We start from the raw sequence: 23,185 nt of genomic DNA on the forward strand, positions 1-23,185 counted from the left end.
TAAAGGAGGGAATGGGATTACTTATGTCTAAATACGAAACGGTCATCGGCTTAGAGGTTCACGTAGAGCTTCATACCAACTCCAAAATCTTTTGCGGATGCTCCACTGAATTTGGAGCCCCGCCTAACACACATACCTGTCCTGTCTGCCTGGGTCACCCCGGCGTATTGCCAGTTCTTAACAAACAAGCGGTAGATTACGCTATGAAAGCAGCAATGGCGCTAAATTGTACCATTGGTGATGTTAGTAAATTCGACCGCAAGAACTATTTTTACCCGGATTCACCGAAAGCTTATCAGATTTCGCAGTTCGATCAACCTATCGGTTTGAACGGCTGGATCGACATTGAAGTGAATGGAGAAACGAAACGGATCGGTATTACTCGTCTTCATTTGGAAGAGGATGCGGGTAAGCTGACGCACGTAGATGGCGGCTTTGCGTCGCTCGTCGATTTCAACCGGGTGGGAACACCGCTTATCGAAATCGTATCTGAGCCAGACTTGCGCTCGCCAGAGGAAGCTCGTGCTTATCTGGAGAAAATCCGTGCCATTATGCAATACTGCGACGTATCCGATGTCAAGATGGAAGAGGGATCGATGCGCTGTGACGCGAACATCAGTCTACGTCCAGAAGGACAAGAGGAATTCGGTATTAGAGCAGAGCTTAAGAACATGAACTCCTTCCGCGGTGTGCTGCGTGGACTGGAGTATGAACAATATCGTCAGGCTGAGATCCTGGATGATGGTGGAGTAGTTGTACAAGAGACTCGCCGCTGGGATGAAGCCCAAGGGAAAACTTTATCTATGCGTGGAAAAGAAGAAGCGCACGATTATCGTTATTTCCCAGATCCAGATCTGATCGTACTGCATATTGACGATGCCTGGAAAGAATCCATTCGTTCGACGATCCCGGAACTACCGGATGCAAGGCAAGCTCGCTACAGTGAAGAACTGGGTCTTACAGCTTATGATGCTGGCGTGATCACTTCCTCTAAACCGCTAGCGGACTTTTTCGAAGGATGCCTTACTTATACGCAGGATGCCAAGGCTGTAGCTAACTGGATCATGGGTGATCTGCTTGCTTATTTGAATAGTAATAACCTGGAATTGTCTCAGGTCAAAATTACGCCGCAAGGGCTCGGGGAAATGATCGGCCTCATTGCAGGTGGAACTATCAGCAGCAAGATCGCTAAAACGGTATTTAAAGAAATGCTAGAGAGCGGTAAATTGCCTGCTGCAATCGTTGAGGAAAAAGGTCTGGTACAAATCAGCGATGAAGGTGCCATTAAAGGAATTGTGGAAGCTGTCGTAGCTGCCAATCCACAATCAGTGGAAGATTATAAAGCAGGTAAACAGAAAGCCATCGGTTTCCTCGTAGGACAAGTTATGAAAGAAAGTAAAGGTAAGGCAAATCCAGGTCTTGCGAATAAACTTCTGATCGAGGTATTGAGCAATTAAAACGATTATCGTCTTTAGTAGTCGATAACGTTGTTTATACTTGGGGTAATATACTTATGTAATAAGCTAAGGGCTTGTCGGCAACGGCAGGCCCTTAGCGGCATATAAGGGGACTAGTAGGGATGAATACAATTATTAAGCTAAACCTCCAGGATGATAGTACCGTTAATGAACTATGGAGCCTCCAGCATAAGGCCTACCGGCTAGAAGCGGAGTTAATAGGGTTTCGTGAGATCCCACCGCTTATGGAGACGAGGGAGATGCTCAGCCACTCTAAAGAGGATTTTTACGGCTGCTTTGATGAAGATGAAGAACTGATGGGTGCTATTGCTATAGAAGAAGAATCCCCGGGCAAACTCACGATTACGCGGATGATGGTGGGACCGGACTTTTTCCGCAGAGGTATTGCAAGCTGTCTCTTGGAATATGTATTTGAACATTTTTCAGGGATGGAGCAATACATCGTATCTACGGGGAAGCTAAACCTGCCTGCCGTTTCTTTGTACAGCAAGCATGGTTTTGTACCTATGGGATCGCAGGAAGTTGCTCCCGGTGTGGAATTGATTGATTTTTATCGGAGTGGTTCACTTTGAAGAAGCATATACACAGACCCATGTTTACGAAAGGAGGAGCCGAGATATGACAAATGATTCTGCAATGCTCTCAGCGCAGGAAGAGCAGCGGGGTTCAGCCGATCTTGAGACTACGGAGAGTGAGATTCAGAAGAAGATAATCCCTCCACGTCCAAAACGGCGCCGCCGCAAACGCAAATTTATCGCTGGACTATTGGCAGCTCTCATCCCAGGAACTGGGCACTTATACTTTGGGCTTCTCCGCAAAGGAATTACCTTTATCTTCTTGATACTATTGGATATCTCAGCTTTAATTTATTTTTCATCCATTGGAATGCAGATTAATGTTCCGTTGCTTATTTTACTTGCACTAATTATTCCGGCGATATATTTCTATAATGTGTATGATGTACTGCAATCAGCGGACAAGATTCTCCGTTACCCTGAAGATCAAGAGCTTGATGATCCTGTGGCAAAAATAACTACACCTCCTAAGCGTCGTAGTATCGTCAGTGAACCTGGCGTATCCTTTGGATTTCTACTTCTTTTAGGGGGAGCGCTTCTCATTCTGTTTCGCCAAAAGCCAGCATGGCTGCAATTTTTTATTGAGCATTACTCCGAAGTGGCCGTGTCTGCAGTTTTATTATGTGGTGGTATATATGTAGGAGCGAGAGAAATTGTCAGAGGAATCGTTTCGCGCAAGAAAAATGAGTCTCATAACCGGCGTGTAGGAAGATATACGGCATCGGTCTTGCTTATTGCTATTGCCATCCCGTTGTTTCTGGATTGGAGAGACGGGTCGGATTATATGCTTTTACTTTTGAAGTGGTGGCCGGTCATCCCAGTGTTATGGGGGATTGAGTTCCTGTTCATGTATTTCTTCTCAGGTCGTTCAGGCTCTGTACAAAAGGGAACAAGAATCAGATTGGATTTACGCGGCCTTTTATCTGCTATATTGCTTGCTGCGAGTGTGTTTATCGTTGCCGAACAAGAACATTACTTATATCTGTGGAAAAATGTGAGTCTCAACCTTACAGCAGCTGCAGTCGACTATGGCGAGGCGAAGGGAAGTAAATTTCAGAAGGCTCCGCTTATTGTTCCAGTGAAGTTAAATACAGCCAAAATATCCGTTGATGGTATTAATGGTGATATTTTATTGCATCGGGCTCCCGTAGATAATATTCAAATTACTACTACAGTTTGGGTAGATCAATTGGAAGGTCCGATGGCTGAGGCCATTTCGGAACAGTCCTTTGTGGATGTTGTTGAAGGACCAACTATAAAAATCACTTCAAACAGCAAGGCGTACGGAGAATCAGGTAAGCGTCAGCCGCGAATGGATTTGGACATTTCTTTGCCGGAAGACCGCCGGTTTAATCTCGATGTTCGCACTATGAATGGTGGGATTACCCTGCAGAACATAGAAGCGATCGAAGATATTTCGCTGGAAACGGGGAATGGGGAACTTATTCTTCATCGTATCTTTGGTAATGTGAAAGGGAAAACACTGAATGGAGCTGTGCGTGCGAGATCCGTCCAGGGCAGTGTTGATTTATCAACGAGCGGTGGCAATATGAATGCTTGGAATGTCACAGGAGCCTTGAAATTATCAACGGCAGTTGGCAATATCGGTGCAACCGGGAATGAAGCCGAGATCGATATTTCTAGCAAAAATGGTAATTTAGAGATTGATGGAGCCAGATCGAAGCTGCATGCAGAATCCTTGAATGGCATCATTGATGTTCGTTCACATGAAGTCGGAGGAGACTGGGACATTTATAGTGCAGTTGGCGATATTCAATTGTATTTGCCGCAGTTAGGGAACTATAAGTTGAATGGCTCAAGTGGATATGGCGATATTATTTCAGATTTACCTACCTTAACCATTGATAAGAAGAAGATATCTAGTGAAGTGGGCACAGGTGAGTTCAAGATTCAGGTAGAGGGAAACAGCAACTTAAATGTGAGAGGTTATTGAAAAAAGTAATTTTTCTTATATAATAATGAATATAATGTATCGACTTCGTTGACAAGATTGAAAACCCAGTCTTACAATTATAAGAAATATTTCTTTTATTTTTAAATTTAAAAGGCGGTGACAGTCATGGGGAGTGGCGTACAACATGCATTGGAACAATTAAAAACAACAGGTGTCCGTATTACGCCCCAGCGTCATGCGATTCTTACGTATTTGATGGAAGCAATGAATCATCCTACAGCTGACGATATATATCGGGCATTAGAGCCTAAATTTCCGAGCATGAGCGTGGCAACCGTATATAATAATCTCAAGATGTTTATGGAAGCTGGCATGGTTCGTGAGTTGACCTATGGGGATAGCTCCAGCCGTTTTGATGCCAATGTGTCTGATCATTATCATGTTATATGTCAGAAATGCGGTAAGATTGAGGATTTCAGTTATCCTTCGCTTAGGGATGTAGAGCTGCATGCTGAGCAAGCTACAGGCTTTAAGATTACAGGATTGCGTATGGAGCTGCATGGATTTTGCAAAAGTTGTAGAGAGAAGCAGCATTAAGACTAGAATAGAACGGTATCAAGGCGATCTACCAAGTTATCACTAAACGTGCGAAATCCGAAAGCGGAGGACTCACGTTTTTATTTTTTTACAAATATAAGAACGACAACGTCATTTCTTCTTGAATATAACAATTTGTAGGATAAATGACTATTTTCTACTGGTTATACGAAACCAAGTGGATGTTATAATCGTAATGTTAGACTCTATTAAAAATCATATTATTATCTGGAGGATATATTTTGGACAGAAGACTGGGACAGAGGCGCGTCAAAAAGCGCGGAGGTTTTTTTAGGCGTTTATTTGGACTTTTAATCATTGTAGCAGCAGCATATTGGGTAGTGTTTTATGTATTGCCAAATCGTCAGCACATAGATGTAGATTGGAAAGCTCAAGCGCACCCCATCTTTGTAAAAGGAGAGCATACAGGTTATTCTGCCTCGGGGACTGGGGATAGCATGCTATTACCATTACCATTGTTGCAAGAGTATGTGGATCCTTCCATTCGTTATGAAGAGAAGACGAAATCGGTCATCCTATCAACGGATAGTGAACTCCTTTACATGCAGGAGGATAAAACTGATGCTAGTCTGAACAATCGTCCGCTGCAGCTGCGGTTAGCGCCTGAAGTAAAGGAGAAAGTGACCTACCTTCCTGCGGATGTATTAGAAGATCTATATGGGTTTGAAATACAGGAGGATACGAATACCGGAGCAATACTACTAATGACGGCAGGAGAGTCTGTCTCGCTAGGAAAAGTTAAAGGTGAAAAAGGCGACAAGTCAGTAGCTCTACGAAATGAGGCATCCATCCACGCACCTATAGTTGCGGATATGTCTCCTGGGGCAGTCGTGAATATTTGGAATGAAGAAAATAAGGACTGGCTGTTTGTACAATTAAGCAGCGGGTATGCAGGTTATGCCAAGGCTAGTGACATTGTTCGGGATGGTCAAAAGACAGTGGAACCGAAAAAATCCACGCCAACACGCGCTGAACGTAACTGGAAAGGGAAGTCAGTGAATTTGTATTGGGAGGCTGTTTACCAACGCAAACCTAAACCAGAAACCTTCGATGAGCTACCAGGCGTTAACGTGGCTAGCCCAACCTGGTTTAGTATTATAGATGGTGATGGCAATGTGCGCAGTCAGGCCGACAGTGCGTATGTGCAGTGGGCGCATGGGCACGGGTTAGAGGTATGGGGGTTGCTTAGCAATAGCTTCGATCCAGACATGACTACTGAGGCATTGTCCAGCTATGAGAAACGGATGAATGCAATCGTACAGATCTTAGAATATTCGGATTTATACAATTTGGATGGAATTAATATCGATTTTGAGAATGTGTATACGAAAGACGGAGAGAATGTCACTCAATTTATGAGAGAGCTAAAACCGATGGCTCAGGCTAAGAATCTAATCGTCTCCATAGACGTGACACCTAAATCCAATAGCGAGATGTGGTCAGCATTCCTTGATCGTAAGGCTCTTGGGACATTAGTCGATTATCTAATCGTGATGGCTTATGATGAACATTGGGCAGCTAGCCCTATCGCGGGCTCTGTTGCCTCCTTACCTTGGGTAGAGAATTCAATAAGCCGGATCATAGAGGAAGACAATGTGCCGCCTGAGAAGGTGATTTTGGGGATCCCATTGTACACCCGCATCTGGACTGAGGCTCAAGTAGATGGCAAGACAAAGGTAAGCTCCAAATCCGTTAGTATGAATGCCGTTGAAAAAATTATCAAAGAGAAGAAGCTAACTCCTACATTTGATAAGGCTGCTGGGCAGAATTACGTAGAGTACAAGGAAGATGGCGCTCTTAAGAAAATATGGATAGAAGATAAGGTGAGCTTAAAATCAAGAGTTGAGCTTGCTAAGTCCATGGGGCTTGGAGGCATCGGATCATGGAATCGCAGTTTTAGCAATCCATCAGCATGGGAAGCATTACAAGAGATTCATAAGTAATCATAATTTCATTTATAACAAACAAAGAGGCTCCCATATCGGGGGCCTCTTTGTTGTATTAGCAAATATTTGAGTGCACTTTAACTAGTTAGTAATGAGCCTTTGTAAGGGGTGTTTAGTGGTTTAGTTGCTGATGCTCAAGCTGATCTGCAGTAATAGTGGCCTCAGCCCGATCCATAGTAAGAATGGTGTGGCAGAACATACAGCGGTCTGTTTTACCGAGCATCTTGGTCAGCTTGTGACACTCAGGGCACTCTAGCTGAACTGCACTCGTTGAGAGCATGCCAGCCCAGAAATAGATCGCAAGACTTGCCATCATGGAAATTAAACCGATTACAAGTCCGATTCCAGCGAATACTTTCCCAGTTGATCCCCAGAATACGATGCCTGCTGTACCCAAAACCATAAGTCCCATTCCGAGCATTGTGAGCAGTAATCCCCATGTGCGAAAAGCGTTGATCTTAGCCGTTTTAAACTTCATGAGTGTTTGCTCCTAACTAAATATAGTTGGGTTGTCCAGAAGGAACTGTCTTTCATATGTAGAATAATAATTATAACTGAATTATAACTGACTGGACGCAAATTCGCCAAATTTAATGGAGGGAAGCATGGAATTATCCAATGTAACTTTGTTGAGTGGAGAAACGTTTGAAGAAAATGTTTTAGGAGCTGTCGCTTTGCGGCAGAAAGGGAGTACTCCTTTTCAAAGCGCGCTACTTCACGATTTTGATATGGTTGTGTTAGTTTTACATGAGGAACAGGATTTAGAACATATTGTTCGCCACACCATTGCCGGTGACACACGGACCCAGTCAGTCCATATTGGTCTTTCCGCTTTGGAGCGGGCTGTCATGGCGGGAGATAATAACGAGCTCCTTACTAGTTTGATGATTGGGGAAGTGATCTGGGATCCCAAAGGAATACTAGGGGATATGCGCCGGGAGATTTTACAATTTGAAGGGCCTCTTAAGGAACGAGTTGAGTTCATGGAGTTTGCACGATTCTTGCATTTGTATGTGAAATCTAAACGTTATATAGAAGCTGGCTACATTATGGATGCATATAACTGTGTATTGATGGCTCTATATCATTGGGCAAGAATAGAAGTGAGTGAATCTGGTTCATTTCCAGAGCCGGCTATTTGGGAGCAGGTTAAAAGTATGAACACTTCGGTCCATAAACTATATGAGGAACTAACCATCAGCACGGAGACCTTAGAGCAAAGAGTAGAGCTTGTTCTTCTAGCATGTGAATTTGGGATTATGTCCAAAATGACGGATTGTTGTGCATTGCTTTTCAATATTCTGAATAGCCGTAAGGAAGCGTGGAGTATAAAAGAATTACTACAGCATTCTGGCCTGTGTCAATTAGAGGCTGAGTTGCCCCTAGTTTTACGAAAGCTTGTTTCTCGTTCGCTAATCCGTGAGATTACTTTATGGGCTGACGGTCATGGGGGAGAGGGTCATGCGATCCGATATACCTTATAGAGAAGAAATTAGATGCAGGATTTACCGGTAATCTATAGATAAAATAAGTAGGGATAGGGAGAGGCTGAGCACTCTCTTTTTTGTTTGCTCGCTATTATGATGCGCTCATATTTATTCTAATAAATTTATGGTTGACTCTTTCCTAGTTCATGTGTTAAATTATAACTCGTCCCTCTGACACAGAGATGTGCTTTCGAAAACATTCGAAAGACAACCGAAAAAAGAAATTAAAAAAAAGGTTGACTAAAACGAGGACGCTGTGATATATTATAAAGGTCGCTGCTGAACAACACAACGACGAAATAAACAGCTTGATCTTTGAAAACTGAACAACGAGTGAGTAGGAAATCACGAAAGTGAAATCCAAAATTAGAGAATTAATTTTCTCGTCAGATGTTTCAAAATGAGCATATCGCTCTTTTCAATACTAATTGGAGAGTTTGATCCTGGCTCAGGACGAACGCTGGCGGCGTGCCTAATACATGCAAGTCGAGCGGAGTTACTTTGAAAGCTTGCTTTCAAAGTAACTTAGCGGCGGACGGGTGAGTAACACGTAGGCAACCTGCCCCTTAGACTGGGATAACTACCGGAAACGGTAGCTAATACCGGATAATTTCTTTTTTCTCCTGAAGGAAGAATGAAAGACGGAGCAATCTGTCACTGAGGGATGGGCCTGCGGCGCATTAGCTAGTTGGTGGGGTAACGGCCCACCAAGGCGACGATGCGTAGCCGACCTGAGAGGGTGAACGGCCACACTGGGACTGAGACACGGCCCAGACTCCTACGGGAGGCAGCAGTAGGGAATCTTCCGCAATGGACGAAAGTCTGACGGAGCAACGCCGCGTGAGTGATGAAGGTTTTCGGATCGTAAAGCTCTGTTGCCAGGGAAGAACGTCCGGTAGAGTAACTGCTACCGGAGTGACGGTACCTGAGAAGAAAGCCCCGGCTAACTACGTGCCAGCAGCCGCGGTAATACGTAGGGGGCAAGCGTTGTCCGGAATTATTGGGCGTAAAGCGCGCGCAGGCGGTCATTTAAGTCTGGTGTTTAAACCTTGGGCTCAACCTGAGGTCGCACTGGAAACTGGGTGACTTGAGTACAGAAGAGGAAAGTGGAATTCCACGTGTAGCGGTGAAATGCGTAGATATGTGGAGGAACACCAGTGGCGAAGGCGACTTTCTGGGCTGTAACTGACGCTGAGGCGCGAAAGCGTGGGGAGCAAACAGGATTAGATACCCTGGTAGTCCACGCCGTAAACGATGAGTGCTAGGTGTTAGGGGTTTCGATACCCTTGGTGCCGAAGTTAACACAGTAAGCACTCCGCCTGGGGAGTACGGTCGCAAGACTGAAACTCAAAGGAATTGACGGGGACCCGCACAAGCAGTGGAGTATGTGGTTTAATTCGAAGCAACGCGAAGAACCTTACCAGGTCTTGACATCCCTCTGAATCCACTAGAGATAGTGGCGGCCTTCGGGACAGAGGAGACAGGTGGTGCATGGTTGTCGTCAGCTCGTGTCGTGAGATGTTGGGTTAAGTCCCGCAACGAGCGCAACCCTTAACTTTAGTTGCCAGCAGGTAAGGCTGGGCACTCTAGAGTGACTGCCGGTGACAAACCGGAGGAAGGTGGGGATGACGTCAAATCATCATGCCCCTTATGACCTGGGCTACACACGTACTACAATGGCCGGTACAACGGGAAGCGAAGCCGCGAGGTGAAGCCAATCCCATCAAAGCCGGTCTCAGTTCGGATTGCAGGCTGCAACTCGCCTGCATGAAGTCGGAATTGCTAGTAATCGCGGATCAGCATGCCGCGGTGAATACGTTCCCGGGTCTTGTACACACCGCCCGTCACACCACGAGAGTTTACAACACCCGAAGTCGGTGGGGTAACCCGCAAGGGAGCCAGCCGCCGAAGGTGGGGTAGATGATTGGGGTGAAGTCGTAACAAGGTAGCCGTATCGGAAGGTGCGGCTGGATCACCTCCTTTCTATGGAGAATCGTCTTCTGCAATGAAGACATTCAAATCGGAAGTTAAACTTCCAAATCTCAGGTTTAGGCCTGTTACTCACTCGTTGCTCAGTTTTGAGAGTTTAAGCTCTCAGTAAGACTTGATCCTTGAAAACTGGATACCGAAACGAATTTGCGTTTTAGAACATCTTTTAGCAACTTGTGCAAACAAGTAAATGTTATTAGTGAGATGATTCCAAAGAGAATGTCATTGTATGATATTTTCCTGCGGAAAAATCAAGGTTAAGCTAATAAGAGCACACGGAGGATGCCTAGGCGCCAGGAGCCGACGAAGGACGTGGCGAACAACGAAACTGCCTCGGGGAGCTGTAAGCAAGCTTTGATCCGGGGGTGTCCGAATGGGGAAACCCAGCTGTGGTAATTCGCAGTTACTCATCTCTGAACACATAGGAGATGTAGAGGCAGACCAGGGGAACTGAAACATCTAAGTACCCTGAGGAAGAGAAAACAATAGTGATTCCGTCAGTAGCGGCGAGCGAACGCGGAACAGCCTAAACCTAAGAGCTTGCTCTTAGGGGTTGTGGGACGTCTCACATGGAGTTACAAAGGAATATGGTAGGTGAAGAGGTCTGGAAAGGCCCGCGATAGAGGTAAAAGCCCTGTAACCTAAACTGTGTTCTCTCCGAGACGGATCCCGAGTAGTGCGGGGCACGTGAAACCCCGTATGAATCCAGCAGGACCATCTGCTAAGGCTAAATACTACCTGGCGACCGATAGTGAAACAGTACCGTGAGGGAAAGGTGAAAAGCACCCCGGAAGGGGAGTGAAATAGAACCTGAAACCGTGTGCTTACAAAAAGTCAGAGCCCTATTAATGGGTGATGGCGTGCCTTTTGTAGAATGAACCGGCGAGTTACGTTTAACATGCAAGGTTAAGTCGAGAAGACGGAGCCGCAGCGAAAGCGAGTCTGAATAGGGCGATTGAGTATGTGGACGTAGACCCGAAACCGTGTGATCTACCCCTGTCCAGGGTGAAGGTGCGGTAACACGCACTGGAGGCCCGAACCCACGCATGTTGAAAAATGCGGGGATGAGGTGGGGGTAGCGGAGAAATTCCAATCGAACTCGGAGATAGCTGGTTCTCCCCGAAATAGCTTTAGGGCTAGCCTCGGTATAAGAGTAGTGGAGGTAGAGCACTGATTGGGTGCGGGGTCCGCAAGGATTACCAAGCTCAGTCAAACTCCGAATGCCATATACTTATTGCCGGGAGTCAGACAGTGAGTGCTAAGATCCATTGTCAAAAGGGAAACAGCCCAGACCATCAGCTAAGGTCCCCAAGTGTGTGTTAAGTGGGAAAGGATGTGGAGTTGCACAGACAACCAGGATGTTGGCTTAGAAGCAGCCACCATTGAAAGAGTGCGTAATAGCTCACTGGTCGAGTGACTCTGCGCCGAAAATGTAACGGGGCTAAACACACCACCGAAGCTATGGCTAGATACGTATGTATCTGGGGTAGGGGAGCGTTGTATGTGGGTTGAAGGTGTACCGTAAGGAGCGCTGGACAGCATACAAGTGAGAATGCCGGTATGAGTAACGAAAAGATCAGTGAGAATCTGATCCGCCGAAAGCCCAAGGTTTCCTGAGGAAGGCTCGTCCGCTCAGGGTAAGTCGGGACCTAAGGCGAGGCCGAAAGGCGTAGTCGAAGGACAACAGTTTGAAATTACTGTACCACCGTAATCCGCTATGAGCGATGGGGTGACGCAGGAGGGTAGTGACGCGGACTGATGGATATGTCCGTCTAAGCAGTGAGGCTGATGTGTAGGCAAATCCGCACATCGTTAAGGCTGGGCTGTGATGGGGAGCGAAAATTACAGTAGCGAAGGTCATGATCTCACACTGCCAAGAAAAGCCTCTAGCCAGGAGAAGGTGCCCGTACCGCAAACCGACACAGGTAGGCGAGAAGAGAATTCTAAGGCGCGCGGAAGAACTCTCGTTAAGGAACTCGGCAAAATGACCCCGTAACTTCGGGAGAAGGGGTGCCCCGGTAGTGTGAATAGCACGAGGGGGCCGCAGTGAAAAGGCCCAAGCGACTGTTTAGCAAAAACACAGGTCTGTGCGAAGCCGCAAGGCGAAGTATACGGGCTGACGCCTGCCCGGTGCTGGAAGGTTAAGGGGAGTGGTTAGGGGTAACCCGAAGCTATGAACCGAAGCCCCAGTAAACGGCGGCCGTAACTATAACGGTCCTAAGGTAGCGAAATTCCTTGTCAGGTAAATTCTGACCCGCACGAATGGCGTAACGACTTGGGCGCTGTCTCAACGAGAGATCCGGTGAAATTTTAATACCTGTGAAGATGCAGGTTACCCGCGACAAGACGGAAAGACCCCATGGAGCTTTACTGCAGCTTGATATTGAATTTGGGTACGATCTGTACAGGATAGGTGGGAGCCGTAGAAATCGGAGCGCAAGCTTCGGTGGAGGCGCCGTTGGGATACCACCCTGATCGTATCTAGGTTCTAACCTAGTACCCTAATCGGGTACGGGGACCGTGTCAGGCGGGCAGTTTGACTGGGGCGGTCGCCTCCTAAAGAGTAACGGAGGCGTTCCAAGGTTCCCTCAGAATGGTTGGAAATCATTCGAAGAGTGCAAAGGCATAAGGGAGCTTGACTGCGAGACCTACAAGTCGAGCAGGGACGAAAGTCGGACTTAGTGATCCGGTGGTACCGCATGGAAGGGCCATCGCTCAACGGATAAAAGCTACCCTGGGGATAACAGGCTTATCTCCCCCAAGAGTCCACATCGACGGGGAGGTTTGGCACCTCGATGTCGGCTCATCGCATCCTGGGGCTGAAGTAGGTCCCAAGGGTTGGGCTGTTCGCCCATTAAAGCGGTACGCGAGCTGGGTTCAGAACGTCGTGAGACAGTTCGGTCCCTATCTGTCGTGGGCGCAGGAAATTTGAGAGGAGCTGTCCTTAGTACGAGAGGACCGGGATGGACGTACCGCTGGTGCACCAGTTGTTTCGCCAGAAGCATGGCTGGGTAGCTACGTACGGACGGGATAAGCGCTGAAAGCATCTAAGCGTGAAGCCCCCCTCAAGATGAGATTTCCCAATTAGTAAGACCCCTTGAAGACGACGAGGTAGATAGGTTGGAGGTGGAAGTGCAGTAATGCATGGAGCTGACCAATACTAATCGGTCGAGGGCTTATCCTATACTTAGAACGCAAATTCAATTCGGATTCAGTTTTCAGGCATCAAGCCTGGTATGAATATTCCCTGATAGCTCAGTTGGTAGAGCACTCGACTGTTAATCGAGTTGTCACAGGTTCGAGTCCTGTTCGGGGAGCCATATGGAGAGGTGTCCGAGTTTGGCCGAAGGAGCACGATTGGAAATCGTGTAGGCGCCACAAGCGTCTCGAGGGTTCGAATCCCTCTCTCTCCGCCACAAATTTTACTTAGTATGGCCCGTTGGTCAAGGGGTTAAGACACCTCCCTTTCACGGAGGTAACATGGGTTCGAATCCCATACGGGTCACCAAATTTTCACTTGATTTTACATAGTGGACTTTGGTACAATAACAATTGTTGTTTACGGAGGCTTAGCTCAGCTGGGAGAGCATCTGCCTTACAAGCAGAGGGTCGGGGGTTCGATCCCCTCAGCCTCCACCATATTCATTTAAGAACGACGCGGGGTGGAGCAGCCCGGTAGCTCGTCGGGCTCATAACCCGAAGGCCGCAGGTTCAAATCCTGCCCCCGCAACCAATTTTCATCAAGTAATTATATCTTTTGGAACCGTGGTGTAGTTGGCCTAACATGCCTGCCTGTCACGCAGGAGATCGCGAGTTCGAATCTCGTCGGTTCCGCCATTTTCTTGGCTCGATAGCTCAGTCGGTAGAGCAGAGGACTGAAAATCCTCGTGTCGGCGGTTCGAATCCGTCTCGAGCCACCATGTTGTATACAACTTAATATGCCGGTGTAGCTCAATTGGTAGAGCAACTGACTTGTAATCAGTAGGTTGGGGGTTCAAGTCCTCTCGCCGGCACCATCTTTGGGGGATTAGCGAAGTGGCCAAACGCATCAGACTGTAAATCTGCTCACGTACGTGTTCGGTGGTTCGAATCCATCATCCCCCACCATTTTTTTTAGGGGCATAGTTTAAAGGTAGAACAACGGTCTCCAAAACCGTTGGTGTGGGTTCAATTCCTGCTGCCCCTGCCAATCTTTATCTAAAGTCTTTCTCTAAAGTTTAATATGGCGGTCGTGGCGAAGGGGTTAACGCACCGGTTTGTGGATCCGGCATTCGTGGGTTCAAGTCCCATCGGTCGCCCCATTTACTTTAAGAAGGACAGCAACAATATTAGTTTAATATGGCGATTGTGGCGAAGTGGTTAACGCACCGGATTGTGGTTCCGGCATTCGTGGGTTCGAGACCCATCAGTCGCCCCTTTTATTTTAAAATGTTATTGGGGATTAGCCAAGCGGTAAGGCAACGGACTTTGACTCCGTCATGCATAGGTTCAAATCCTATATCCCCAGCCATTTTATGCGGACGTGGCTCAGCGGTAGAGCATCGCCTTGCCAAGGCGAGGGTCGCGGGTTCGATTCCCGTCGTCCGCTCCAAAGTTTTCACATGGCGCCATAGCCAAGTGGTAAGGCAAAGCTCTGCAAAAGCTTTATCCCCAGTTCAAATCTGGGTGGCGCCTCCATTAATTTCATATGTGCCGGCGTGGCGGAATGGCAGACGCGCTCGACTCAAAATCGAGAGGGAAACCGTGGAGGTTCGAGTCCTCTCGCCGGTATATCAAAAAGGTTTGTAAAGTCGCTTGTATAAGCAACTTTACAAGCCTTTTTTCTTTGTCTTTGAGCTTTTATTCTTAAGCCGTTGAATTAGAGGCGTCTCTAATCAACGGCCTTTTTGTGTGGAGTGTTTTTTTATTGACTGCTTAGTCGGAATGCTCGTGGGGTGAGACCAATTTCACGTTTAAACATATTGCAGAATTGGGCGTCATTCACAAACCCAGCAGCAGCTGATACTTCAGAGATATGCATTTGGGTATGTTGCAAGAGAGACTTTGCATAATCCAGACGTTTCAATAGTAGATAGCGCAGAGGTGAAGAACCGAATCGTTCTTTAAATAAATGGCGGAAACGATCATAGCTGTATCCAGACATCTCAGAAAGTGTTGCGACCGATAGCTTATGGCGGTAATGCTCATTCATATAGTTTAGAACATATTGGACTCTGTCTTCCGTTGGTGATTGAAACCCAGAGGCGCTAAGAAGCCGTATCAGATGAACAGTGATTTCGCTCATTTGAAGGTTCAATAGTTCAGAGAATCCATCTTGTTTGCGCGTAAACTCTGCTTTCATTCGAAGTAAGATCTGTAGAACAGTATGCTCTTTATCATCTTCATATACGCCTTGCAAATTCTCCATATTTGGGTGATTTGAATGGAAGCCTACAAATAGTATAGTAGCATCCTCGCGATGATTCTCGTCATGTTTATGATTGGGTGGTATCAGCGCGAATGAAGAAGAACGAAAATGATAACTTCGCGAACCTACATTGGTAGTTCCTAATCCGTTTAAATAATAGACTAGTTCATAACATTCATGCTGGTGTGGTGGAATATAGGTATTAACCTCATGTGCTGCATTTACAATATATAGAACACGATCCATGATGAGCCTCCAATAATTATGTTTTAGCCGAATCGTACAAAATTATGACCGAAATCATATAATTATTTTCATTAATATTTGATATGATCGTATCAAGAAATCCGAAGATTAGCAACCTGACTGGCCATCTTGTTCGGAAATTAGTCGGATTAGTCGGAAAAATTATAATTTTATCTCTTTTTTTTAGTGTATTCGTTAAAATCATTAAAATTTTGACAATGTTACATGAAAAATGAGAGTTTCCATCTAAATCGTGAAATATACAACGGACTAAGAAGGAGAATCTCTCAAATTACTAACCAACTATAAATAGGGGGAATAGAAAAATGAAAAAGAAAGTTCTTTCTTTGTTGTTACTAGTAGTAATGGTAATGGTCACAGCCTGTGGAAATAATACGTCGAGTAATGGATCTTCCGCGAATGCAGGATCTAACGCAGCTGAAGGTGGAGAAACAGGTTCAGGGGATAAACTCAAAGTTGTACTTCTGATTCCAGGAACGCTTGGAGATAAATCTTTCTTTGACTCTGCGAATAGCGGTTTGCAAAAGGTTAAGGATGAGCTGGGTGCAGAAACAAAAGTTGTAGAAATGGGTGTCGATAAAACGAAATGGGAGCCTACGTTTAACGATATCGCCGCTGAGGATTGGGATGTTATCATTTCTGGCGGATCGGAAATTACAGAGATGTTTAATGCAACGGCTGAATTATATCCAGACAAAAAATTCATTAACTATGATACCGATATAGATGAAGCACCAGAGAATATGTACAACATGTCTTATGCGACAAATGAAGTATCTTTTCTGGCAGGTGCTGTAGCTGCGTTAGCTACACAATCGGATATGGAAAATGCTAATCCTGAGAATGTGATCGGTTTTGTAGGCGGCATGGACATTCCAGGAATTAACGCTTTCTTGGTAGGCTACATTCAGGGCGCTCAATATGTTGATCCTGATGTGAAGGTCGCTGTATCATATGCTGGTGATTTCGTTAACCCGGCTAAAGGCAAGGAGCTTTCGCTGATTCAATATAACTCCGGTGTGGACGTTATTTTTAACGTGGCTGGGGGTACAGGTCTTGGGATCTTTGATGCAGCTAAGGAGAAGAAGAAATATGCTATCGGTGTAGACTCCGATCAAGCGATGTTGCTTAACGATACAGATAGCGAAAAAGCAAACTTGATCGTTACTTCTTCTATTAAAAAGATTGATAGTGCTATTCTGGGTGCCGTGAAGAGATTACAAGACGGTACACTTGAGATGGGTAAACGTGATGTGTTGAGCTTTGTAGATGATGGTGTAGGCATTGCAGAGAATGAGATCTATAAAAATATCTTCCCTGCCGATCTTCAGGCTAAAGTTGAAGAAGTGAAGCAAAAGCTGATCAATAAAGAAATTACAGTAGATAACGCGATGGGAATGGAAACCTCTGAAGTAGAAGCCATTCGTAACGCAGTTAAGCCTTAAGTGTAGCTATAAAGTGATAAACCTACAGTTGGAGATTCTTCTTTAGAAGAATTCCAGCTGTATATTTTTGCAGACCTCCAAGTCGAAAGGCGTTGAGACCTATGAACAAAGCACTGCTGGAAATGCGGGGAATTACCAAGGTGTATCCCAATGGTGTCGTTGCAAATAAAGACGTGCATTTTTCTTTACGTGAGGGAGAAATTCATGCGATTGCGGGCGAGAACGGCGCTGGTAAATCAACTTTAATGAAGATCATGTTCGGCATGGAAGAGCCTAGTGAAGGTGAAATCTTTATCAAGGGTGAAAAAGTGAAGCTACAATCTGCTCAGGATGCCATTGATAGAGGGATTGGTATGGTTCACCAGCATTTTATGCTGGTCCCTTCTTTTACGGTAGCAGAGAACATGGTGCTGGGCATGGAACCTCGTAAGGGCGTTGGCATCAATTATGCAGAAGCTGTACGCATGACCGAAGAGACTGCGAAGAAATACAATCTGGCAGTGGATCCAAAAGCAAAAGTGGAGGATCTCACGGTTGGTATGAAGCAAAAGGTTGAAATTCTGAAGGCGCTGCTGCGTGGTGCAAAAATCCTCGTTCTGGATGAGCCGACCGCAGTGTTGACTCCACAGGAAACAGAGGAATTGTTCCGGGAGCTTAAGCAGTTAAGAGAGCAGGGTCATACGATTGTTTTTATTTCACACAAGTTGAAAGAAGTTAAAGCGATCTGTGACAGAATTACGATCATGCGTAGTGGACGTAGTGAAGGTGTCTTCCAAACGAAGGATGTCACGGAGCAAGAAATCTCACGCCTTATGGTGGGCAGAGACGTCGTGTTGAAATATGACAAGGAGATTCTGTCTATTGGGGAGCCGGTACTCACTGTGCAGGGCTTAGGTGTAAATGATGCACACGGCAAAGCGTTGCTAACAGATATCAACTTTGCAGTACGCGGGGGACAAATTATCGGGATTGCTGGTGTAGAAGGGAATGGGCAGACACAGCTCATTGAGGCTCTTACGGGTAGCCTAAGAGGGGTCTCAAGCCAAGGCTCTGTGCTAGTGAAGGGAAAAGATATTCGTGAATCGGATATTTTAGATATTCGTAAGCTAGGCGTTTCCTATATCCCAGAGGATCGGATGCATCAAGGGATAGCCAGTGATGCGAGCATAGCGGATAATCTGCTGTCCACTCAGTATCGTACAAAAGCTATGAATAAAGGTCCCTTTTTAAATGGATCACGAATTGCCAAGCTTGCAGTATCACTTGTAGAAGAATTTAAAGTCCGCTGTTCGGGACCTTCTCAGCCAATAGGTATGTTATCAGGTGGTAACATGCAGAAGGTTGTCGTAGCTAGAGAGTGTTCTACAGAACCGCAACTGCTTATTGCAGAGCAGCCGACACGGGGCGTGGATATAGGCGCGGCGCAGTTCATACATCAAAAGCTGTTGGAGCTGCGCTCAGACGATTGCGCTATTTTGCTAGTGTCAGCAGACTTAAATGAGATCTTGGAGATCAGCGATAGTCTACTAGTGATGTATGAAGGAAAGATTGTTGCCTTTTTCGAGGAGCCTTCCAAGGTTAGTGAAGAAGAATTAGGGCTTTATATGCTAGGGATTCATCGACAGGACGAGGAGCAAATCAGGAGGGCCGTAAATCATGTTTAAAGTAAAATATTTTGAATACATTCGAACATCGGCAGTAATCGTAATTGCACTCGCTATTGCTTTTCTGATCATCTCATTGGTCAGCAATCAGCCGGTGAAGACGATTGGGATATTCCTATTTGAGCCGCTATCCAGTAAAGGTCATATCGGTAATGTGATTGAGATGGCCATTCCGCTCATGTTCACTGGGCTAGCAGTTTCTTTGTTGTTCCGGGCAAATATGTTCAATTTGGGAGCTGAAGGGATTTTCTATTTCTCCGGTGTTGTAACTTCCGTGTTGGCTATTCATTTAACGCTGGACGGGTGGCTTCATCCGATCGTAGCTATTGCTGCGGGTTCTATTGTTGGTGCGTTGCTCTCGGCAATACCCGGGATCCTCAAAGCCAAATGGAATGCTAATGAGCTGGTTACATCCTTGATGTTCAATAATATTTTGTTTGGAGTAGGTTTATATCTACTGAACTATCACTTACGTGATGCAAAAGCATTTGCCAATGTATCCTACAAATTCGAGAAAACGGCACTGCTGAGTAAAATGGTACCTGGCACCCGTATTCATACCGGACTTATTATCGTTATCGTGCTTATTATTGCAGCGCATTTATTCCTATACAAGACTAAATGGGGATATGAGCTGCGAATGACAGGCATCAACCGTAACTTTGCACGTTATTCAGGCATGAAGACCGCGAAGGTTATTATACTGGTTCACTTGATTGCTGGTTTTATCGCGGGAATGGGTGGTTCCGTAGAAGTGCTAGGGATGTACAATCGATTCCAATGGACATCGTTACCAGGTTATGGCTTAGATGGTGCTCTTGTAGCGATGTTAGCCAAGAATAATCCGCTATCCGTAATCGGCGCTGCATTGTTCCTTGCATATATCCGGATCGGAGCCGACATGATGGCACGTCTATCGGATGTACCTTCAGAGATGATTTCTATTATACAGGCGATTATCATTCTTCTGATTTCGGCTGAGCAATTTCTGAAGTTCTGGAAAAATCGGATGCTCTTGAAGGAGGCGAAGGAAGCGTGAACAGCTTGTTTGATGTAATTTTTACGACTGACTTTGCGTTTTCTGTTCTTCGAGTGACGACACCGATTCTATTCGCCGCATTGGGAGCGTTAATCTCTAATAGGGCTGGTATCATCAACATTGGTATGGAAGGCATCATGCTTGTTGCGGCGTTAGCCGGTGTCATTGTAAGCAGCTACACGCATAGTGCGTGGGTAGGTTTACTTGGGGCCGTGATGTCCGGAACACTGATCGCTGGAATATTAGCTTTTTTCACACTGAAATTTAAAACACATATCATTCTCGGCGGTGTAGCTATTAATATGTTCGCTTCAGGAGGAACCGTGTTTATTCTTTATCTGCTGAGTGGAGACAAGGGTTCTTCTACTTCTCTGGCGAGTAAAGTGCTACCTAGTGTAGAGATTCCTTTGCTGAAGGACATTCCGGTGCTGGGGCCTATTCTATCAGGACATCACATTTTGACGTATGTATCTATTATTGCTGTGTTTGTTGTCTACTATCTCTTAAACCGTACACCGCTTGGTCTGCGCATTCGTTCAGTGGGTGAAAATCCACATGCGGCTCAATCTGTGGGAGTAAGTGTTGTGAAAATACAGTATATGGCTTTGCTGCTTAGTGGATTTTTCGCTGGTTTGGGTGGAGCTTACATGTCGATGGGTTACCTGTCACTGTTCACTCGCGATATGATCGCTGGTCGGGGCTGGATTGCGATTGCCGCAGAGTCTATGGGGAGAAGTACGACAGTGGGTACGGCGCTGACCTCTCTATTATTTGGTACGGCAGACGCCTTGTCGAATGCGCTACAGGTCTTGAAGATTCCTGCAGAACTGATCGCGACGCTTCCTTATTTAGCAACGGTAATTGGACTAGTGATCTATGCCGTATCTGAGACACGGAAAAAGAATAAAAAACTTAAAAGCCCGCTAGTGAAATAGCGATAAGAGTAACGAGGATTTATACAACTAAGGAGTGAATGACTATGCGAACACCTATTATTATTGACTGCGATCCAGGGCATGATGACGCAATCGCTATCCTGCTTGCAATAGCAAATTCGGAGAAGCTGGATCTGCGCGGGATTACAACGGTTGGTGGAAACCAGATCCTCGATAAAATCACAGAAAACGCACTTAAAGTGATCAGCTTTGTGAATGCTGATATTCCTGTAGCCAAAGGGGCTGCAGGTCCGCTGTTCGGCAAGCTTGTTACAGGTGAGGAAGCGCATGGTGAATCTGGCATGGACGGCCCACTATTGCCACCAAGTAAATTCCGGCCTGTAGAAGAAGGCGCTGTGGAATTCATGCTGAATATTATCCGTTCTTCGGAGGAGAAGATTACGCTCGTACCGATGGCTCCTTTAACAAATATCGCCCTGCTAATCACTGCTTATCCAGAGATTAAGGAAAGAATTGAAAAGATTTCACTGATGGGCGGAGGAATTTCTTATGGAAATGTAACCTCTACTGCGGAGTTTAACATCTATGTAGATCCTGAAGCTGCTCGTATCGTGTTTGAGTCGGGTATTCCGATTACGATGAGTGGTCTGGATGTGACCGATAAGGCTGCCATTTTCGAAGATGAGATCGTAGCATTGAAAGAGCGTGGGCCAGTGTCCACTATGGTCGGAGAGCTGTTAGATTTCTATTCGATCTTCGGAAAGAAAATGGGCTATGTCGGTAGTGCACTGCATGATCCATGCGCCGTAGCTTGGCTCTTGCACCCAGAACTGTTTGAATCCGAGCATCTATATGTAACGGTAGAGACAGAAGGCAAGCTGACGCGGGGAATGACGGTTGCAGACAAACGAAAGAAGACGGATCGCCCAGCGAATGTAGAAGTCCTGGTGGGAGTAGACCGGGAAGCATTTATGAAGTTGATTTTTGATTCACTGGAAAAGCTAGATCAAGAGCTGCTTGCGGCTGAAGGGAACTAACCTATGGCAGGATGGGAGAGACTTCAGGAGACGGTTCAGTTTGAATTGGTTCAGCGTGGAGAAGAAGGCTGCAAGATTGAAGGCTTCGCGGGTAAACTAGCCGCTGCAGGTGCCGATGAGATTAAGCTGATGCAAGTATACAACGAGTTGATGGAGCTCACGGTTGCTGAGGACTTTCCTTATGAAGAGCCGTCTTCACTAGAGGAGATTCGTCGTCTTCGTCCAGAAGGTCCACGTAAGCTTGAGGCTGACTGGAGCGAAGCAGAATGGAGAGATAAGTTCTACGGAGCTTGGTTAGGTAGAAGCGTCGGTTGCGCACTTGGCAAACCATTGGAGTATTGGGACTACCTCTACGGTAAAGATGGACGTCCGGGCTGGGAGAATATTGAGCTGTGGTTCCGTGGTGCCGATGCATGGCCTATTACTGGCTATACGCCTGGGCATTCACGGGCAGAGGCAGAATATGGTCTTGGTTTAAGTGATTGGACGTATGCGAGTACCAGCGAGACTATTAAGTTTATGGAGAGCGATGATGATATTCGTTACACGGTATTGGGCCTTATGCTGCTGGAGCAAAAGGGGCTGAGCTGGGATTCTTGGGATATCGGGAAGCTCTGGCATAAACATCTGACATACGCTCAGGTATGTACGGCAGAGACACAGTCGTATATGAATTTTGCGCAGGAAACGTCTCATCTGCATGGTGAGAAGCCTGCGGATTGGCTGGCGCGGCAGGAAAGAGTGCGGATGCACTTGAATCCCTACCGGGAGTGGATTGGTGCGGCTATACGGGCAGATGGACTGGCTTATGGTGCAGCAGGCTATCCTGAGCTTGCAGCGGAGTTAGGCTGGCGCGATGCTTCTTTTTCACATGTGAAGAACGGAATCTATGGTGAGATGTTTAATGCGGCGATGATTTCGGCTGCTTTTGCTGAAAAAGATAACGAGCGTATTCTTGAGATTGGTCTTAGTGAGATCCCTAGTACTAGTCGCCTGGCAAGTGACGTTCTACGAGGTATAGATATTGCGCAGAAGGCCAAAAGTGAGCGGGAGTTGGTAAGTAAGATTTGGGATACATTCAGCCACTATGATGCGGTGCACACCAATAATAATGCTGCTCTTGTAGCTGCTTCGCTGGTCTATGGCGGGAATGATTTTGAAAAAGCGGTCGTTACATCCATTTACGGAGGAATGGATACAGATTGTAATGGTGCTACAGTGGGTTCTATTATGGGAGCGAAGCTTGGAGCAAGTGTGTTGCCGGCTTCGTGGATTGAACCGCTCCATGATACGCTATATGCGGATCTACCTGGTTTTCATCCGATAGCGATTTCGGAATGCGCGGAGCGCAGCTATCAGGTCTTCTTGAAGATTCGAGGAGAGCTTGCCGAAAAGTCTTAGATCAAGAATTACGAAAAGAAT

At 46.1% G+C, this 23,185-nt stretch carries 14 protein-coding genes, 16 tRNA genes and 2 rRNA genes; 30 read left to right on the forward strand and 2 right to left on the reverse strand.

The annotated features are described in order from the left end of the window. Positions 1-11 precede the first annotated feature (11 nt). The 5 genes from gatB (at position 12) to MKY52_RS13220 (ending at position 6,529) form a co-directional block, all read left to right on the forward strand. A complete protein-coding gene (gatB, locus tag MKY52_RS13200; protein ID WP_076300655.1) occupies positions 12-1,457 on the forward strand; it encodes an Asp-tRNA(Asn)/Glu-tRNA(Gln) amidotransferase subunit GatB in 1,446 nt (481 codons plus the stop codon). Positions 1,458-1,579: 122 nt separating this feature from the next. Continuing rightward, the gene (locus tag MKY52_RS13205) at positions 1,580-2,050 is read left to right on the forward strand and encodes a GNAT family N-acetyltransferase (protein WP_341051677.1); all 471 of its coding nucleotides are present in this window, start codon (positions 1,580-1,582) and stop codon (positions 2,048-2,050) included. A gap of 46 nt (positions 2,051-2,096) precedes the next feature. Beyond that, entirely contained in the window at positions 2,097-4,007 is a 1,911-nt protein-coding gene (locus tag MKY52_RS13210; RefSeq protein WP_341051679.1) for a DUF4097 family beta strand repeat-containing protein, read from the forward strand. Positions 4,008-4,133: 126 nt separating this feature from the next. Next, positions 4,134-4,565, forward strand: a complete 432-nt coding sequence (locus MKY52_RS13215; protein WP_042191799.1) for a Fur family transcriptional regulator — start codon at positions 4,134-4,136, stop codon at positions 4,563-4,565. Between the two features lie 242 nt (positions 4,566-4,807). Beyond that, positions 4,808-6,529: a glycosyl hydrolase family 18 protein gene (locus MKY52_RS13220; RefSeq protein ID WP_341051681.1), complete on the forward strand. Its 1,722-nt coding sequence runs from the start codon at positions 4,808-4,810 to the stop codon at positions 6,527-6,529. 115 nt (positions 6,530-6,644) lie between these two features. On the opposite strand, the gene MKY52_RS13225 is transcribed toward MKY52_RS13220, so the two are convergent. After that, entirely contained in the window at positions 6,645-7,010 is a 366-nt protein-coding gene (locus tag MKY52_RS13225; protein ID WP_076285462.1) for a DUF2614 family zinc ribbon-containing protein, read from the reverse strand. A gap of 127 nt (positions 7,011-7,137) precedes the next feature. Here MKY52_RS13225 and MKY52_RS13230 point away from each other — a divergent pair, with 127 nt between their 5' ends. The 19 genes from MKY52_RS13230 to MKY52_RS13320 all read left to right on the forward strand — a co-directional run bounded on the left by MKY52_RS13230 (position 7,138) and on the right by MKY52_RS13320 (position 14,778). After that, positions 7,138-8,016: a nucleotidyltransferase-like protein gene (locus MKY52_RS13230; RefSeq protein WP_341051682.1), complete on the forward strand. Its 879-nt coding sequence runs from the start codon at positions 7,138-7,140 to the stop codon at positions 8,014-8,016. Positions 8,017-8,444: 428 nt separating this feature from the next. Next, positions 8,445-10,002 (forward strand): 16S ribosomal RNA (locus MKY52_RS13235). Between the two features lie 261 nt (positions 10,003-10,263). Continuing rightward, positions 10,264-13,192 (forward strand): 23S ribosomal RNA (locus MKY52_RS13240). The 16S and 23S rRNA genes sit together here with 16 tRNA genes alongside, the layout of an rRNA operon. Positions 13,193-13,252: 60 nt before the next feature. Further along, positions 13,253-13,328: transfer RNA gene (locus MKY52_RS13245), tRNA-Asn, on the forward strand. Between the two features lie 3 nt (positions 13,329-13,331). Next, positions 13,332-13,424, forward strand: a tRNA-Ser gene (locus MKY52_RS13250). A 17-nt stretch (positions 13,425-13,441) separates the two neighbouring features. Continuing rightward, positions 13,442-13,516: transfer RNA gene (locus tag MKY52_RS13255), tRNA-Glu, on the forward strand. Between the two features lie 55 nt (positions 13,517-13,571). After that, positions 13,572-13,647 (forward strand) — tRNA-Val (locus tag MKY52_RS13260). A 17-nt stretch (positions 13,648-13,664) separates the two neighbouring features. Further along, a tRNA-Met gene (locus MKY52_RS13265) sits at positions 13,665-13,741 on the forward strand. Positions 13,742-13,767: 26 nt separating this feature from the next. After that, positions 13,768-13,845: transfer RNA gene (locus MKY52_RS13270), tRNA-Asp, on the forward strand. A gap of 7 nt (positions 13,846-13,852) precedes the next feature. Then, positions 13,853-13,928, forward strand: a tRNA-Phe gene (locus MKY52_RS13275). 20 nt (positions 13,929-13,948) lie between these two features. Continuing rightward, a tRNA-Thr gene (locus tag MKY52_RS13280) sits at positions 13,949-14,024 on the forward strand. Between the two features lie 5 nt (positions 14,025-14,029). After that, positions 14,030-14,115: transfer RNA gene (locus tag MKY52_RS13285), tRNA-Tyr, on the forward strand. A gap of 8 nt (positions 14,116-14,123) precedes the next feature. Further along, positions 14,124-14,197: transfer RNA gene (locus MKY52_RS13290), tRNA-Trp, on the forward strand. A 36-nt stretch (positions 14,198-14,233) separates the two neighbouring features. Next, a tRNA-His gene (locus tag MKY52_RS13295) sits at positions 14,234-14,309 on the forward strand. A 40-nt stretch (positions 14,310-14,349) separates the two neighbouring features. Then, a tRNA-His gene (locus MKY52_RS13300) sits at positions 14,350-14,422 on the forward strand. Between the two features lie 21 nt (positions 14,423-14,443). Continuing rightward, positions 14,444-14,518, forward strand: a tRNA-Gln gene (locus MKY52_RS13305). A 6-nt stretch (positions 14,519-14,524) separates the two neighbouring features. Beyond that, a tRNA-Gly gene (locus MKY52_RS13310) sits at positions 14,525-14,599 on the forward strand. Between the two features lie 12 nt (positions 14,600-14,611). Next, positions 14,612-14,685 (forward strand) — tRNA-Cys (locus MKY52_RS13315). Between the two features lie 14 nt (positions 14,686-14,699). Next, a tRNA-Leu gene (locus MKY52_RS13320) sits at positions 14,700-14,778 on the forward strand. A 133-nt stretch (positions 14,779-14,911) separates the two neighbouring features. On the opposite strand, the gene MKY52_RS13325 is transcribed toward MKY52_RS13320, so the two are convergent. Beyond that, positions 14,912-15,661 (reverse strand): AraC family transcriptional regulator, encoded by a 750-nt coding sequence (locus MKY52_RS13325; RefSeq protein ID WP_341051684.1) that lies wholly within the window; start codon positions 15,659-15,661, stop codon positions 14,912-14,914. 326 nt (positions 15,662-15,987) lie between these two features. On the opposite strand from MKY52_RS13325, the gene MKY52_RS13330 reads away from it, so the two are divergent. The 6 genes from MKY52_RS13330 to MKY52_RS13355 all read left to right on the forward strand — a co-directional run bounded on the left by MKY52_RS13330 (position 15,988) and on the right by MKY52_RS13355 (position 23,164). Next, a complete protein-coding gene (locus MKY52_RS13330; protein WP_339267182.1) occupies positions 15,988-17,127 on the forward strand; it encodes a BMP family ABC transporter substrate-binding protein in 1,140 nt (379 codons plus the stop codon). A 101-nt stretch (positions 17,128-17,228) separates the two neighbouring features. After that, complete coding sequence (locus MKY52_RS13335; protein ID WP_042191787.1) at positions 17,229-18,791, forward strand: ABC transporter ATP-binding protein; 1,563 nt, start codon at positions 17,229-17,231, stop codon at positions 18,789-18,791. Then, complete coding sequence (locus MKY52_RS13340) at positions 18,784-19,830, forward strand: ABC transporter permease (protein WP_042131006.1); 1,047 nt, start codon at positions 18,784-18,786, stop codon at positions 19,828-19,830. The genes MKY52_RS13335 and MKY52_RS13340 overlap by 8 nt, the downstream gene beginning before the upstream one ends. Then, the gene (locus MKY52_RS13345) at positions 19,827-20,765 is read left to right on the forward strand and encodes an ABC transporter permease (RefSeq protein WP_341051686.1); all 939 of its coding nucleotides are present in this window, start codon (positions 19,827-19,829) and stop codon (positions 20,763-20,765) included. Before MKY52_RS13340 ends, MKY52_RS13345 begins: the two co-directional genes overlap by 4 nt. A 44-nt stretch (positions 20,766-20,809) precedes the next feature. After that, positions 20,810-21,763, forward strand: a complete 954-nt coding sequence (locus tag MKY52_RS13350; RefSeq protein WP_076285325.1) for a nucleoside hydrolase — start codon at positions 20,810-20,812, stop codon at positions 21,761-21,763. Between the two features lie 3 nt (positions 21,764-21,766). Further along, complete coding sequence (locus MKY52_RS13355) at positions 21,767-23,164, forward strand: ADP-ribosylglycohydrolase family protein (RefSeq protein ID WP_341051687.1); 1,398 nt, start codon at positions 21,767-21,769, stop codon at positions 23,162-23,164. Positions 23,165-23,185 lie beyond the last annotated feature (21 nt).

Source organism: Paenibacillus sp. FSL P4-0184 (genome assembly GCF_038004625.1).
Taxonomy (GTDB): Bacteria; Bacillota; Bacilli; order Paenibacillales; family Paenibacillaceae; genus Paenibacillus_AQ.

Excerpts from the sequence above, each read along its gene's own strand:
- MKY52_RS13330 (WP_339267182.1), top strand. The coding sequence starts at position 15,988 with ATGAAAAAGAAAGTTCTTTCTTTGTTGTTACTAGTAGTAATGGTAATG.
- MKY52_RS13325 (WP_341051684.1), bottom strand. The coding sequence starts at position 15,661 with ATGGATCGTGTTCTATATATTGTAAATGCAGCACATGAGGTTAATACC.
- MKY52_RS13205 (WP_341051677.1), top strand. The coding sequence starts at position 1,580 with ATGAATACAATTATTAAGCTAAACCTCCAGGATGATAGTACCGTTAAT.
- MKY52_RS13215 (WP_042191799.1), top strand. The coding sequence starts at position 4,134 with ATGGGGAGTGGCGTACAACATGCATTGGAACAATTAAAAACAACAGGT.
- MKY52_RS13350 (WP_076285325.1), top strand. The coding sequence starts at position 20,810 with ATGCGAACACCTATTATTATTGACTGCGATCCAGGGCATGATGACGCA.
- MKY52_RS13225 (WP_076285462.1), bottom strand. The coding sequence starts at position 7,010 with ATGAAGTTTAAAACGGCTAAGATCAACGCTTTTCGCACATGGGGATTA.
- MKY52_RS13230 (WP_341051682.1), top strand. The coding sequence starts at position 7,138 with ATGGAATTATCCAATGTAACTTTGTTGAGTGGAGAAACGTTTGAAGAA.
- MKY52_RS13210 (WP_341051679.1), top strand. The coding sequence starts at position 2,097 with ATGACAAATGATTCTGCAATGCTCTCAGCGCAGGAAGAGCAGCGGGGT.
- MKY52_RS13340 (WP_042131006.1), top strand. The coding sequence starts at position 18,784 with ATGTTTAAAGTAAAATATTTTGAATACATTCGAACATCGGCAGTAATC.
- MKY52_RS13335 (WP_042191787.1), top strand. The coding sequence starts at position 17,229 with ATGAACAAAGCACTGCTGGAAATGCGGGGAATTACCAAGGTGTATCCC.
- MKY52_RS13355 (WP_341051687.1), top strand. The coding sequence starts at position 21,767 with ATGGCAGGATGGGAGAGACTTCAGGAGACGGTTCAGTTTGAATTGGTT.
- gatB (WP_076300655.1), top strand. The coding sequence starts at position 12 with ATGGGATTACTTATGTCTAAATACGAAACGGTCATCGGCTTAGAGGTT.